The sequence below is a fragment of the Sagittula stellata E-37 genome (assembly GCF_039724765.1).
Taxonomy (GTDB): Bacteria; Pseudomonadota; Alphaproteobacteria; order Rhodobacterales; family Rhodobacteraceae; genus Sagittula; species Sagittula stellata.
Map to the genome: position 1 here is coordinate 1,657,424 of NZ_CP155729.1, position 13,806 is coordinate 1,671,229.

14 protein-coding genes are annotated in these 13,806 nt (G+C 65.9%); 5 read left to right on the top strand and 9 right to left on the bottom strand.

Annotation, left to right across the window (positions count from 1 at the left end):
* Positions 1-210: 210 nt before the first annotated feature.
* Genes ABFK29_RS07955 through ABFK29_RS07965 form a run of 3 tightly spaced genes read right to left on the bottom strand, consistent with a single transcriptional unit; the run spans position 211 to position 1,987 of the window.
* On the bottom strand, positions 211-651 hold the full coding sequence (locus ABFK29_RS07955) for a TerB family tellurite resistance protein (RefSeq protein WP_005856796.1): 441 nt from the start codon (positions 649-651) through the stop codon (positions 211-213).
* A 54-nt stretch (positions 652-705) separates the two neighbouring features.
* Positions 706-1,149 carry a TerB family tellurite resistance protein gene (locus ABFK29_RS07960; protein ID WP_005856798.1) on the bottom strand — a complete coding sequence of 148 codons (444 nt, stop codon included), beginning with the start codon at positions 1,147-1,149 and terminating at the stop codon, positions 706-708.
* A gap of 34 nt (positions 1,150-1,183) precedes the next feature.
* Positions 1,184-1,987 carry a 23S rRNA (adenine(2030)-N(6))-methyltransferase RlmJ gene (locus tag ABFK29_RS07965; protein ID WP_040604316.1) on the bottom strand — a complete coding sequence of 268 codons (804 nt, stop codon included), beginning with the start codon at positions 1,985-1,987 and terminating at the stop codon, positions 1,184-1,186.
* A gap of 425 nt (positions 1,988-2,412) precedes the next feature.
* On the opposite strand from ABFK29_RS07965, the gene ABFK29_RS07970 reads away from it, so the two are divergent.
* Complete coding sequence (locus ABFK29_RS07970) at positions 2,413-2,673, top strand: hypothetical protein (protein WP_005856802.1); 261 nt, start codon at positions 2,413-2,415, stop codon at positions 2,671-2,673.
* Between the two features lie 316 nt (positions 2,674-2,989).
* On the opposite strand, the gene ABFK29_RS07975 is transcribed toward ABFK29_RS07970, so the two are convergent.
* Positions 2,990-4,633 carry a CTP synthase gene (locus ABFK29_RS07975; protein WP_005856804.1) on the bottom strand — a complete coding sequence of 548 codons (1,644 nt, stop codon included), beginning with the start codon at positions 4,631-4,633 and terminating at the stop codon, positions 2,990-2,992.
* Positions 4,634-5,044: 411 nt separating this feature from the next.
* Between ABFK29_RS07975 and ABFK29_RS07980 the strand changes: the two genes are divergently transcribed.
* Entirely contained in the window at positions 5,045-5,422 is a 378-nt protein-coding gene (locus ABFK29_RS07980) for a hypothetical protein (RefSeq protein WP_005856806.1), read from the top strand.
* A gap of 79 nt (positions 5,423-5,501) precedes the next feature.
* On the opposite strand, the gene secG is transcribed toward ABFK29_RS07980, so the two are convergent.
* Both secG and ABFK29_RS07990 read right to left on the bottom strand, forming a co-directional pair.
* Entirely contained in the window at positions 5,502-5,882 is a 381-nt protein-coding gene (gene secG, locus ABFK29_RS07985; protein WP_005856808.1) for a preprotein translocase subunit SecG, read from the bottom strand.
* A gap of 172 nt (positions 5,883-6,054) precedes the next feature.
* Positions 6,055-6,450, bottom strand: a complete 396-nt coding sequence (locus ABFK29_RS07990) for a DUF6524 family protein (RefSeq protein ID WP_005856810.1) — start codon at positions 6,448-6,450, stop codon at positions 6,055-6,057.
* Positions 6,451-6,614: 164 nt separating this feature from the next.
* Between ABFK29_RS07990 and ABFK29_RS07995 the strand changes: the two genes are divergently transcribed.
* Together ABFK29_RS07995 and ABFK29_RS08000 are read left to right on the top strand one after the other, a co-directional pair.
* Positions 6,615-7,910 (top strand): adenylosuccinate synthase, encoded by a 1,296-nt coding sequence (locus ABFK29_RS07995; protein ID WP_005856812.1) that lies wholly within the window; start codon positions 6,615-6,617, stop codon positions 7,908-7,910.
* Between the two features lie 4 nt (positions 7,911-7,914).
* A complete protein-coding gene (locus ABFK29_RS08000) occupies positions 7,915-8,145 on the top strand; it encodes a DUF2842 domain-containing protein (protein ID WP_005856814.1) in 231 nt (76 codons plus the stop codon).
* Between the two features lie 159 nt (positions 8,146-8,304).
* On the opposite strand, the gene ABFK29_RS08005 is transcribed toward ABFK29_RS08000, so the two are convergent.
* Positions 8,305-10,929, bottom strand: a complete 2,625-nt coding sequence (locus ABFK29_RS08005) for a hypothetical protein (protein ID WP_005856815.1) — start codon at positions 10,927-10,929, stop codon at positions 8,305-8,307.
* A 138-nt stretch (positions 10,930-11,067) separates the two neighbouring features.
* Between ABFK29_RS08005 and ABFK29_RS08010 the strand changes: the two genes are divergently transcribed.
* On the top strand, positions 11,068-11,751 hold the full coding sequence (locus ABFK29_RS08010) for a thiamine diphosphokinase (protein ID WP_040604257.1): 684 nt from the start codon (positions 11,068-11,070) through the stop codon (positions 11,749-11,751).
* On the opposite strand, the gene ABFK29_RS08015 is transcribed toward ABFK29_RS08010, so the two are convergent.
* Together ABFK29_RS08015 and ABFK29_RS08020 are read right to left on the bottom strand one after the other, a co-directional pair.
* On the bottom strand, positions 11,675-12,610 hold the full coding sequence (locus ABFK29_RS08015) for a DMT family transporter (RefSeq protein ID WP_005856820.1): 936 nt from the start codon (positions 12,608-12,610) through the stop codon (positions 11,675-11,677). The two genes, ABFK29_RS08010 and ABFK29_RS08015, sit on opposite strands and share 77 nt — an antisense overlap.
* A gap of 205 nt (positions 12,611-12,815) precedes the next feature.
* Complete coding sequence (locus ABFK29_RS08020; RefSeq protein ID WP_005856822.1) at positions 12,816-13,736, bottom strand: DMT family transporter; 921 nt, start codon at positions 13,734-13,736, stop codon at positions 12,816-12,818.
* Positions 13,737-13,806: the final 70 nt, after the last annotated feature.

The following is a 13,806-nucleotide window of genomic DNA, read 5'->3' on the forward strand; positions in this document are numbered from 1 at the left end:
GTCAAACGGGCGGCGGCGCGGGGATGGGCAGATCCAGACAGGTGCCCACGCCCAGAACCACCGGGCCAAGAGGTCCGCCAAGGGTACTCTGACGACGAGGCTGCGCAAGCCGCCTAAAAAACACATCCGTGCAACAATCCAACACCCGTGTCCGGAGCCGCAGCCAAGCCGTCGCATCGTCCTGCCTTCAATACTATGGCAGGCCAGCGATCATTCCTTGTCTTCGACTCTCTGGCGAGCCATTGCGCTGTCGACGTCGCTGACGCCCAAAAGGTTCGATACCAACCTGAGCAGCGCGTCTTCGCGTGCGTCGCGGTCATGGTCCGCCAGAACCACCAGCCAAAGTGCCTCGATCACCGCGATGCGATGGTCATAGGGAACGGCATCCTTGATGGCACGGGTGAAGCGGACGGTGTCGGGCGCCTGCGATTCGAGCTCTTCGGCCTGCGCCCTGAGGTCTTGCGCGGCTTCGGGACTGAGCCCGTAACGCGCTGTCGTGATCCGATCGATCCGCTGCGCTTCGGCCGCGTCGTAGACACCATCGGCGCGGGCGACCCGCACCAACAGGGCTGTCAGGGCCAGCCGGGCGTCATCATCGTGAAGCTGCTCGGGCTGGGGATCTGTCAGTCTTTTCAGAAAATCGGCGAACATCAGGCGGTTATAACCTCTCTCCCGGTGGCGGCAAGTGGCATCGTTGAAAGGGGGTCACGGAATGACAGAGGCCAGCCGCGCGTCTTCGGAATCCGTCCGTTCAATTCCCAAGTGGGTTTCCACGAGATCGACCAACGCCTGTTCACGGGCATCGGTAATGCCGTCGGAGCGCGCCACCCGCCACAGTGCCTGCACGGCCTCCAGACGGTGTGCGTAGTCCACATGGTTGCGAATCAGGCCGGCCAGTTCGGCGTCGTCCGTGATCGTCTGGGCCAGCCGTTCGCACATGGCGCGCATCTTGGCGGCCTCGACCGGGTTCAGGTCGTTCCACTCGGCCAGCGTCCGGTCGATCTGCTCAATTTCCTCGAAAAGATACGCGCTGTCCGCTTGTGCCACCCGAACCAGCAGTGTCCCGAGCGCGTATTTGGCGTCCAGCTCGGGAAGGGCGGCGGGCGCAGTCGGTTTGCTGCGGAAGAAGGTCGTCAGACGTTGGAACATGGAATCCCCCGTGTTGTCGGCGGTCAGAATACTCTCAACGTCCGCCGCGTCGGGGCGGTTTCCGGTCCGAAAACAAACTTCCGGAGAGGTGTTGCAACTCTGCCTCCAGACCCCACGGAGGATTGGTGACAAACAGGCCGGAGCCGACCATCCGGTGCCCTTCGCGCGCCGGCGGAAAGGCGACCTCGTGCGTCAGCGCATCAGGGAAGGCGCTCTGAAGCGTGCGGATCATTGGCAGATGTGGCTTCTCCGTCAGGATAGGATACCATATCATGATGATCCCGACGTTCCATCTTGCCGCGATGGACTGCACCGTCCTGGGCACGGTGACGTAGTCGGACTTCACCTCCCAGCTCGGGTCGATCAGCATCAGTCCCCGGCGCGGTTCGGGCGGAGTGAGCGACAGCGCAAGCTCGAAACCGTCCTGATTGTAGATCTGCGTGGTGCGGTTGCGGAGGCTTGTGCGCAGGGCCGCGTGTTCCTGGGGATGCAGTTCGGCCAGGTGCAGGCGGTCGTCGTCGCGCAGGAGCGTCTGGGCGATCAACGGCGATCCGGGGTAGGCCTCCGGGCCATGGTCCGCACGGACCTTCTCAACCGCAACGCGATAAGGGTGTGTGGCGGGGACCTGCTCCAGCATCCGCGCAACGCCCTGCGCCGCCTCACCGGTCTTGCGTGCCTCCGCGCCACCAAGATCATAGAGCGCGCGCCCGGCGTGCGTCTCGATGTAGGTGAGAGGCTTGGGCTTCTTCATCATGTAGTCCAGCGCCCACGCAAGAGCTGCGTGCTTGTGGACGTCCGCCAGGTTCCCGGCGTGATAGGCGTGTTGATAGGACAGCATGCAAGCTGGGTAAGCCGCGCCCGTTTCCAGGGCAAGCGTCATGATGCCGGCATCGGAAATTCGAGGGGGCGGCTGGTTTTGCGGTGGCTTGGTTCGCGCCCGAAGCCCCGCTATGCCTCGCGATGGAATTTCAATTATTCCTATAAAATCAATGGTATGATTCGATGGTGGCGGGCAGGAAGGGCAGGGCATACGCGGCGGCGACCGTGGATGTTGTGCGCCGCGTCTTCTACGGGCAAAGGGCGGATCTTCTGCTTTCCTGCAATCAAAGGTCGGGATGGTCACGTCAGATGATCACTCATAGGTTGATCCAGCAACACCGAAAAAATGCAACTCTGAGGTTGCCTCCGGGCGAAACGCTCTGCCCAGATTTTGCCTTTTTGCGTCGTCAGCCTCAGGGAAACGCACAAAAGAGGCAGTGAGCAATGTTCAGAAAAGTACTCGATATCGTGCTGTGTTCGACGGTTGTTCTTGGGTTCTCAGCTGGCGCCGTGGCGTCTCTGACGCGGGCGGACATGCACGCTTTGTCCGACTACATGATCTCTTCGAGCGGGTTTACATGCGTCGAGGTCAAGGCCGTCGCACCGACGCCGACGCAACATGTGTACCGCGTGAGTTGTGACAATGGCACGGGGAAACAGGTCTATGTCATCAATGCACGAACCGGAGAAGTCTGGCGCACCTGAGCGTCGTTAATGCAGCGCGCGATGTCATGCAACGGGCCTTCGGGGCGGGCATTTGCGGCAGAAGTTAACCCCTTCCCAACGAAAGTTGATGGGCTGGAAGGGGTGAACCGGCCGGTTTGGGGGGCCGAACCGGCCGGTTGTTAACCTTTGGACTGTGACATTGCGTCAGGGTTCCGGGTTTTTCGTTAAGGTTCGGGTAACCGGGCAAGAATCTGCCCCGGCACCACCTGAAAAGTCGCGCAACGGGAGGGGGGAGTGCCCCGGCGTAATCCGGTTTTCAGACCGGTCGCCCGCCGGGGCGGCCCCGCCGCGACACTCAGACCAGCCGCGACACGTCCTTTGCAGCGCGCACGAAATCCCGGAACAGGGGGTGCGGGTCGAAGGGTTTGGACTTCAGTTCGGGGTGGAACTGCACGCCGATGAACCACGGGTGATCGGGCCATTCGACGATTTCCGGCAGGCGGCCATCCGGGGACATGCCCGAGAAGCGCAGGCCGGAGGCTTCCAGCGCGTCCTTGTACTTGATGTCCACCTCGTAGCGGTGGCGGTGGCGTTCGTCGATGGTCGTGCGACCGTAGACCTTCGACACGCGGGACCCCTCGGTCAGCACGGCGTCGTAGGCGCCGAGGCGCATGGTGCCGCCCTTGGCGTCGTCCGGCTTGCGATTGACCTTCTCGTTGCCCTGCACCCATTCCTTGAGGTGATAGACCACCGGCTCGAAGCGCTTTTCTCCGGCTTCATGGTCGAACTCCTCGGAGCCGGCCTTCTTGACACCCGCGACATTGCGGGCGGCTTCGATCACCGCCATCTGCATGCCCAGGCAGATGCCCAGGTAAGGGATCTTGTGCTCGCGGGCGTATTGCGCGGCCTTGATCTTGCCCTCTGTCCCACGTTCGCCAAAGCCGCCGGGGACCAGGATGGCATCGTAGTTTTCGAGGTAGGGACCGGGGTCTTCGCGTTCGAACAGCTCGGCGTCGACCCATTCGACGTTGACCTTGACGCGGTTGGCCATGCCGCCATGGGTCAGCGCTTCGGCAATGGATTTGTAGGCGTCTTCAAGCTGGGTGTACTTGCCGACGATGGCGACGGTAACTTCGCCCTCGGGGTTGAAGATCCGGTCGTTGACGTCTTCCCACTTGGCCAGGTTCGGGCGCGGCGCGGGGGTGATCCCGAACGCGTCCAGCACGGCCTGATCCAGACCTTCGCGGTGGTAGGCGATGGGCGCCTCGTAGATGGATTTCAGGTCCTGTGCCGCGATCACGCTGTCGGGACGGACGTTGCAGAACAGGGCGAGCTTCTCGCGCTCCTTCTGGGGAATCGGCCCTTCGGAGCGGCACACGAGGATATCGGGGGCAAGGCCGATGGAGCGCAGTTCCTTGACGGAGTGCTGTGTCGGCTTGGTCTTCAGCTCGCCCGAGGCCTTCACGAAGGGCAGCAGCGTGAGGTGCATGAAGATGCACTGGCCGCGCGGCTTGTCCTGGCTGAACTGGCGGATCGCCTCGAAGAAGGGCAGGCCCTCGATATCTCCGACGGTGCCGCCGATCTCGCAGAGCATGAAGTCGACCTCGTCCTCGCCGATGGAGATGAAGTCCTTGATTTCGTTGGTGACGTGCGGGATCACCTGGATCGTTTTGCCAAGGTAGTCGCCGCGGCGCTCCTTTTCGAGCACGTTGGTGTAGATCCGCCCCGAGGAGATGGAATCGGTCATGCGCGCGGGTACGCCGGTGAACCGTTCGTAATGCCCGAGGTCGAGGTCGGTCTCCGCCCCGTCGTCGGTGACGAAGACTTCGCCGTGTTCGAAGGGCGACATGGTCCCGGGATCGACGTTCAGGTAGGGGTCGAGCTTGCGCAGCCGGACAGAGAAGCCCCTTGCCTGCAACAGCGCCCCCAGCGCGGCGGAAGCCAGTCCCTTGCCGAGCGAAGAGACCACACCGCCGGTGATGAAGATGAAACGCGCCATCAGGAAACCCCGTGTCTTTGCCTGTATTTCCGGTCGTTCGAGTGTCGTCCGACCGGGTGAGTGGCCGTTGAACAGGCGGCTTGTACCGCATGTGTCATCGGCTGCAACACGGGATTTGACCTGTAGCGGATTCGGACCGAAAAGTCCAGCCGGGGCGCAATATGATGTTGGCCGTTGCGGGCGACGGGGCAAGGGATTGTAGGTCCGGTTCGCGCGTCCCGGGTCCCAAGGGCCTGCGCAGGTCGGGTGCGTCGGCGGATCGGAACCGGAAGCGGCAGGGGCGGCGCGGGGCCGGGTGTTGCGGCGGGGCACATGGTTCAAGGTCGGGAATGGCCGACTGTCGCCTGCGCAAAACATGCGTCAGGATTGCCGCATTGACCGAACCAGACATTTTCAACGCAAGGCATGACAATGGAAACGCTTTCTCTGAACTACGGAAAGATCGACGGGACCTACAACACGAGCGAGAGGCTCGGGGGATTCTCCGACGTCTTTGGGCTGGGCACCGAAACCGAGGTCGTCGATGGCGGCACGGCGGGTGCTGCGGCGGGCAACGAGAACGAGTATCGCTATGTGCCGGTGCGGCGGTACTTCGGCGAGGACGACGACGGTTTCGACTTCCGGGACAACGGGGGGGACGGCGACGCGGTGCAGTTGGAGCCGGTCTTCGTGACCTCCGTCCAGACCGGAGGCTCCAGCGGCGCGGACGATTACCCGGCCGGTGAGGTGGAGGACGGACCGGGCTTCGATGCCTTCGGCAGCGGCGACGGGTATTTCGACTTCGGCTGAATCACGGCGGTCCTGCGAAAACGGAAAAGGCGGCCCCGGAGGCCGCCTTTTGTCATGCGTTTCGCCGATGTGGCGCGTGTCAGTCGGCGCTGGGGACCAGCGGCGCGTCGTTGTTGCCACCGGAAGACGGCGGCGCCAGCAGATCGTCGGTGTTGATGTCGGCGCCGGGCGCGGTTGCGGGCTCTTCCTGCGTGGCGCGGCCCGCGGGTGCGAGACGGTCGAGGATCGAGGTCCCGGCGGAGTTCTGCGCCGCGATGATCGTCAGGGTGATCGAGGTGACGATGAAGGCGATGGCCAGCACCCAGGTCACCTTTGCCAGCGGCGTGGTGGGCGCGCGGGTGCCTGCCGGACCGCCACCGCCGCCCATGCCAAGGCCGCCCCCTTCATTGCGCTGGAGGAGCACGACTCCGATCAGGCCGAGGGCGAGAAGGAGGTGGATGATCAGGATGACGTTTTGCATGGGTGCTCGCGGTCACGCTTCGGGTTTGCGGTCATGTAGGGGAATGGGGCGGCATACGCAAGCCGATGACGGGCGGCGCCGGGTCGCGGGGGCGGGAGGTCGGGTCGGTGCGGCTCTGTTCGGCCTCTGGCCGAAAGCGCCCGCCCGCCGACCCGCACGTGTTGCGCCGGGTCTATTCCTCTACGTCGTCGGTATCGATCTGGCCGGAGAGGGCGCGGCGGATGATCGACCAGCTCAGGCCGATGCCCAGAACCACCGAGAGCGCCACAAGCGCGATCCACGTGGCAAACCCGGGATCCGAGAGGTCGATCAGCCCGAAGTCCCACAGAACCCAGAGCGCCGCGCCCACGATCGCCAGCACGAGGATCATGCCGAACGCGCCGATGGAACGCAGCGTGGCGCGCAGGTAGATGACGTAGCCGACGAAAAGCAGGAGGCCCAGCAACACGGTCAGGGGCAATTGCGTCTCGTAATTGGCGAGCGCCCACCGGGTGTAGTTCCACGGTGTCGGGTTGTAGGTGGCGGCCAGCAGCAGGAAGGCAAAGAGCCAGCGGGCGAAGAAGGACATGGGCGTCTCCGTCTGGTTTGGTCCTAGGTGGCCCGTGCGGCGGCGGCTGTCCAGTCCCCGATGCGCGGCGCGCGGCGCGGGATGCCGCACATTTTGCGGTTTCGCGCCCGTGGCACCGACGCTATACGTGCGCGGGTTTGAAAACACCGGAGGGACTCGGGGATATGGCAAACGTGGTTGTCGTGGGCGCCCAGTGGGGCGACGAGGGCAAAGGCAAGATCGTGGACTGGTTGTCCGAGCGCGCCGACGTGATCTGCCGTTTCCAGGGGGGCCACAACGCGGGCCATACGCTGGTGATCGACGGCAAGGTCTACAAGCTGAACGCGCTGCCGTCCGGCGTGGTTCGCGGCGGCAAGCTGTCGGTGATCGGCAATGGTGTGGTGCTGGACCCGTGGCACCTTGTGAAAGAGATCGCCACGATCCGCGAACAGGGTGTCGAGATCACGCCCGAAACTCTGATGATCGCCGAGAACACTCCGCTGATCCTGCCGATCCACGGCGAACTGGACCGGGCGCGCGAAGAGGCGGCCTCGAAAGGGACGAAGATCGGCACCACCGGGCGCGGCATCGGCCCTGCCTACGAGGACAAGGTGGGGCGCCGGTCTGTGCGCGTGGCGGACCTGGCCGACGAGACGACGCTGGTCACGCGGGTCGATCGGGCGTTGCAGCACCACGATCCGCTGCGCAAGGGACTTGGCATCGCGCCGGTGGACCGCGAGGCGCTGATTGCGGCACTGAAGGAGATCGCGGCGCAGATCCTGCCCTACGCGGCCCCGGTTTGGAAGGTGCTGAACGAAAAACGTCGTTCCGGGTCGCGTATCCTGTTCGAGGGGGCACAGGGCGCATTGCTGGACATCGACTTTGGCACCTATCCTTTTGTCACCTCGTCGAACGTGATCGCCGGGCAGGCGGCCACGGGCACCGGCATCGGCCCGGGTGCCATCGACTACGTGCTCGGCATCGTGAAGGCCTACACGACCCGCGTCGGCGAAGGTCCTTTCCCGACCGAACTGGACGACGACGACGGCCAGCGCCTGGGTGAGCGCGGTCACGAGTTCGGCACGGTGACGGGCCGCAAGCGGCGCTGTGGCTGGTTCGACGCGGCTCTGGTGCGCCAGACCTGCGCGACGAGCGGCGTGAACGGCATCTCTCTGACCAAGCTGGATGTGCTCGACGGGTTCGAGACCCTGAAGATCTGCGTGGGCTACGACCTGGACGGCAAGCGGCTGGATTACCTGCCCTTCGCCTCGGAAGAGCAGGCGCGCTGCGTGCCGGTCTACGAGGAGATGGAGGGCTGGTCGGAATCGACGGAAGGCGCGCGATCCTGGGCGGACCTGCCGGGCGCCGCGGTCAAATATGTGCGCCGGGTCGAGGAGCTGATCGGCTGCCCGGTGGCGCTGCTGTCGACGTCGCCGGAGCGGGACGACACGATCCTCGTGACCGATCCGTTCGCGGACTGAGCGGATGGCCCTGTCCTACAAAGCGCGGCGGCGGTGGTCGCTGGTGATCCTGGTGATCGGAATGCCGCTTTACGTGGTGGCGGCGGTGACGCTGGTGAACTGGCTCGACCGACCGGCGATCTGGCTGGAGTTTCTCGTATACGTCGTGTTGGGCGTGCTTTGGGCGGTGCCCTTCCGCTTCGTCTTTCGGGGCGTCGGGCAGGCCGACCCGGACGCGCCGCGCGACGAGGAGTGACGCCGGGCGGGCGCTGTTTGCCTGACGGCAAAGGCGCCCCGCCCACCGTCCCGCGAGGGTCCGCTTCGGGATCCGTCCATACCGCGAAGAAACGAAAACGCCCCGTCCGGTCCGACCGGCGGGGCGTCTTTGTATTCCGGTGCCTCGGGATCGCGCGGATTACCCTGCGGCGCGGTCGGGCTTGAAGCTGATCCGTTCGGACGCGGTGAACCGGCCGCCGGCGGTCTTCTTGATCTTCCCTTCCCGCAGGAGCTGCCCGAAGCTGCGCAGCCGGTCTTCGCGGCTGGATTCGCTGGCTTCGGCCATGCGCACCGTCGACATGAGCTGCGGGCGCGAGAACTGGTCGCGTCCTTCGACGTAGGCCATGTAGGCTGCCGCCGCTTCGAGGAGTTCAGGCAAGTCGGATGCGCCGACCTTTTCCGCGTAGGCGACAAATCCGTCCGCGGAGGCGGCGTCCTCTGCCATGTCATCCTGAGGCGGGAGGTCGGCGACACGGCGGACGCGGCGCGGCCGGACCGGCACGGTGCGGGGCAGCTCGGCGGGTGCGTGCGTGGTCCCGTCGGTGCGGTCCTCGACCCGCTGCTCGGCCACAAGCTTCAGCGGTGCGGGGCGCGTGACCGGGGCCACCTCGGCAGGGCGTTCGGTGCGTGGGGCGGCGGCCTGCGGGCGGCGCGGGCGCACCACGTTGGCCAGATCCTCGCGGTAGGGTTCCTGTTCCTCGGCAGCGTCGGCGCGGCGCCCGAGAAGGCGGTCGGCCTTGGTCGCGGCGACGGCGGCGCGCAGGTGCGCGATCGCCGTGCGGCGGCGGCTGCCCTCGGGCTCTTTCATCTCCGTGTCGGTCTGGTCCATCAGGCGCAGGGTGTCGTCGTCCTCGACCTCGCGCTCTGTCAGCAGGGCGCGTGCGGGGCTTGCCATCTTGACCGTCTTGCGGGCCGTGTCGCGGATCAGCGCCGAGACGGAATCTTCGTCCGCGTCGCCATCGTCCAGCGCATCGGGTGTGGAGACCGGGTTGTCGAGGCGCAGCGGCGCGGTGGCGCGGGGCTGGTCGTCGTCCTCCTCATCGTCCATGGCGTCGTCATCGTCGAGGTAGGTTTCGTCGTCCTCCTCCGCGTAGGCGGCGTCTTCGGTCGCAACCGAGGTGCCATAGGGGGCGTCCCATGTGCCGTCTTCGTCCTCGACCGGCGCGGCGGCCGCCAAGGGTGCACTGTCGTCCTTGTCGTCCCAGTTGTCGAATTCGCCGGCCAGCTCGGCCTTCACCGCTGCCAGTTCGCGGGCCAGTTCGTCCTCTTCCTCGGGTGTGAGGGTGCTGAGGTCAGCCATCGGGACGGCGGCGGGGGCGACGACGGCGCTGTCGTCCTCGTCCTGGACCTCCTCGAACTGGCCAGCTTCGACCGCGCGAAGGAAATCGGCGCGCTTGACCTTCACCACGCGGGCGCGGGGCTGGGGGGTAGGCGAGGCGTCGGGGGCGTCGGTCATGTCCTCGGCGAAGACGTTGTCGACGTCCGGGTTCAGGTAGGGCGCGTCGCGTGCGATATCGTCCTCGGCCTCGTCAGCGGCGAAATCGGTGTCGTGGCGTTCCGTGTCGTCCGCTTCGTCGTAGGGCGCGTCTTCTTCTGTAGAGACGGCCGCGTCCTCGTGGGTATCGTCTTCGAGTCCGGCGAGAGTGGCGGCGATGGAGGCATCGGCTACAAGCGTTTCGTCGTCGTCCTCTTCAGTTTCGCCCAGCAAGCTGGCGATGCTGTCGGCAAAGGCGCTGTCGTCCATCGGTTCGGAGACCGGAGCGCCGGACATGTCGTCGCTCAGAGACTTGTCCGAAAAGACGGAGCTGTCGCGGCTGTCGCTTTCCAGTTCGCCGAGAAGCGCGGAGAGGGCGTCGTCGTCGGTGTCGTCGCCGAAGTCCTCGTCTGTCTCTGCCTCCGCGTGCGCGGGTTGCGACAGGTCGTCCGGCCGGGCGGTCGTCAGGTCATCCGTCGTGTCGACGGTGGCTGTCTCGTCGACGTGAGCGGTGTCGTCCCCGGCGATGGCCGGCACGTCGTCTGCCGCGTCTGCGGTGTCCGGCGTCTCTTCGGCCTCAAGCTGGTCTTCCAGTTCGACGTCGGAGACAAACGCGGGTTCGTCTTCGAAACCGGTGACGGATTCGGCCGCATCGGTGGTTTCTTCGTCCGGCGTTTCCTGCGCGGCTGCTGCGGAGCGGGCTGCCCCGGCGGCGGCGGTGCTGGCCACGACGGCGCGGATGCGGTCGAGCTTCGCCGCAACGCTTGCAGAGGTGGAGGTCCGCGGAGCAGGCGCGGAGACCTCCGGGGCGGGCGAGCCCGCCGTGTCGTCCATGATCCCGGATGCAGCACCGGTCATGTCTGTTTCGTCCAGGTCGACCGTGCGTTCGGTCAGGACAGCGGTCGCCTCGATGGTGTCGTCATCAGGCAGCAGGCCCGCGCTGTCGCGGTCGTCGTCGAAGGTTTCGGGGGCGGTTTCCGGCTGGCGTGCCATCGCGCGGGCCGGACCGGCGGCAAGGGCCGCGGCAAGGGCGCCGGACGAGGCGGCCGCGGCGGAGCCGAGTGTCAGCGTCCCCTCACGACCTTCGGCGGCGAGGCGTTCGCGCATCATTTCGGTCGCAAGTTCCGCATCGAATTGTGGCGGTTCCGCCCCGAAGAAGCGATCGGCGTTGACGACACCGCGAAAGAAATGTGTCGTGTCCTTCACCACGGCGAGCGGATCGTCGAAACCTTCAGCCGTACAGGAGAAGGTGCCGTACGAAACGGTAAGGATTTTGCTCGAACTCACCATGTGCTGCTCACTTTCATTCGGTATACAACAGAGCGTTTACCACGATCACCCGGGCCAAAGCTGACCGAATCTATGCCGTTAAGGGTATCATTTCGTGACCAGATTGTGATCTGTTTCCCAGAAGGCCATTAAGCGGACATGAAGACTAAAATTGTTCAGAGTTCGGGACCAGTCGTGCTGGTCGGCGGTGGAGAGTGCCGCGATGACGCTCTGACTGTTGCGCTTGCCAGCAACAGTCCGGTTGTTGCGGCGGATGGGGGGGCCGCTCAAGTCCTGCGCCTCGGCCATATGCCGGAGGCGGTCTTTGGCGACATGGACTCGCTGTCCGGAGATATCCAGGCGCGATTGGCGCCGGGTGTGCTGCGGCCGGTCCCCGAGCAGGACAGCACCGACTTCGACAAATGCCTGCGCCACATCGAGGCGCCGCTGGTGTTGGGCTACGGGTTTCTGGGCGCGCGGCTGGACCATCAGCTTGCGGCCATGAACGTGCTGGTACGGCGTCCGGACCGGCGCTGCGTGCTGATCGGGCCGGAGGACGTGGTCTGCCTCTGCCCGCCGGAACTGACGCTGGACCTCGGTCCGGGGGAGCGCGTGTCGCTGTTCCCGCTGGCCGAGGCCCGGGGACAGTCGGAGGGGCTGCGCTGGCCGCTGGACGGTCTGCGCTTCTTCCCGGGAGACGCCATCGGCACGTCGAACGAAGCGACAGGCCCGGTGCGTCTGACCTTCGGGACGCCGTCGATGCTGATCATCCTGTCGGTGGCGCACCTGAATGCACTGGTTTCGGGGCTGGAGCACGCGCCGCGGTGGCCCGCTCGCGCATGACGATGTAGAGGCCCGAACCGATGGTGACCGCGACGCCCAGCGTGGCCAGCGGCCCGAGCAGGTCGCCCCAGATCAGGTAGCCCACGAAGGTGGCGAAGGGGATTTCCAGGTATTGCATCGGCGCAAGCGTGCTGGCCGGGGCGTATTTCAGCGCCCAGGACATGGTCAGGTGCGCGGTGCTGCCGACGAGACCCATAAGAGCGATCAGCCCCCAGAGTTGCGGCGTCGGTTCGACCCAGCCGGTGTGGGTCATGGTCTCGGGGGTGAGCGCCATGACCGGTATCAGGATGGCCAGAGCGATGGGGGCCGCCGCCGCCTGCTGGGCGATGGGGTCGAGGCGGCTGCCCAGCTTGCGGCTGAGCAGCATGTAGATCGAGAAGACCAACGCCACGCTCAGCGGAATCAGCGCGGGCGCGCCGACGTCGGCGAAAGCGGGTTGCAGGACGAGGAGCGTGCCTCCGAATCCGACGGCGCAGGCGGCCAGCCGGTGCGGGCCCACGGTTTCGCCAAGGAACAGGTGACCCAGCAGAAGGGCGATGAACGGCATCACGTAGGCGATGGCGATGGCGTCGGCGAGCGGCAGGTAAAGCAGCGACGTCACCACCAAGGCAATGCCCGCGATGTGCATCAACGTGCGCAGGAAGAGCAGCCCGAAGGTGCCCGCGCTCATCCGCCACGACCTGCGCAGGACAAGCGACAGGGGCACCAGCACGATGGCCTGCGCGACGAAGCGCAGGGTGGTGATCTGGCCGACCGAAAGATGAGGGCCGAGGAGCTTGGCAAGCGCATCGCCGAACGGGGCGAGAAAACAGAAAGCGAGCATCAGACCGATGCCGAGAAGGGGACGATCACTGGACATGGGGCGACCCTATGGGGCGGCGCCGACCGGGTCCAGACGGATGGCGCTCAAAAACCGCGGGCGGTCCGAAGGCGGGACTGGCGGGCGGGCCGGGTTTCACCCGGACGCTCGCGCTGCGCGCATCGCCCCACCCGCCATCCCGCAGGCCGCGCCTCGGGTGTCTGCGTCAGGGGCGTCCGGGTCACAGGGGCAGGTCCGGGGCGGGTCAGGGGGGCGGCGGCGGCGCGCGGTCGGGGATGTCCGACAGGCGGCTTTCACGTGCGATGTTGTAGAGGCCAGACGCGATGATGATCGCGATGCCGAGGAAGGTCAGCGGGGTCGGCAGGTCTCCGAAGATCAGGAACCCGACGATGGTCGCGCCGATGATCTCGAAGTACTGCAGCGACGCGACGGTCCCCGCCGGGATCAGCCGCAGCGCGAAGGTCAGGAACACGTGCGAGATCGTGGCGACGGTCCCGACGGCGATGAGGGTCATCCAGGCGAAGGGGCTGGGCCAGACCGGGTCGACATATGTCAGGCCGGTGCCGTCGAGCAACAGCATTGGCGGGACGGTCAGCACGCTGGCGGCCAGCGCGGTGTGTGCCTGCAGCACCAGCGGATGCGCCCTTTGCGACATGGACCGTGTCATCAGAATGTAGATCGCGAACATCAGCGCGGTGGCGAGCGGCAGCAGCGCCACGGCACCCAGGTCGGCAAAGCTGGGCCGGATCACCAGGAGCGCGCCGCCGAATCCCACGAGGCTGGCGAGGCTGCGGCGCCAGCCGATCGGCTCTTTCAGGAAGACCGCGCCCAGGAGCGTCACGATGAAGGGCGAGACGAAGAAGATCGCGATGGCGTCGGCCACCGGCATGAAGCGCAGGGCGGTGAAGAAACAGTAGGTGGCCAGTGTCAGCGTGGCGGCGCGGGCCAGGTGGAAGAGGCCGTCACGGACCGTGGTGCGGGATGGCAGCGACAGCGCCATCACCAGCGGGTAGAGCAGCAGCACCTGCACACCGAAGCGGAAGGCGAGGATCTGGGTGACTGGAACCTCCGGCGGGGTGGCCTTGGCCGAGGCGTCCATGACCGGCGCCAGCGCACAGAAGACCAGCATGAAGAAGATGCCGAGCGTGGTGTTCCTGCGGTCCATGGTCGTCCTGTCTTTCGTCGTGTCGGGCGCGCATCGCCCGGATGGGCCATGCGCCTTGCCCCCGTGTTGT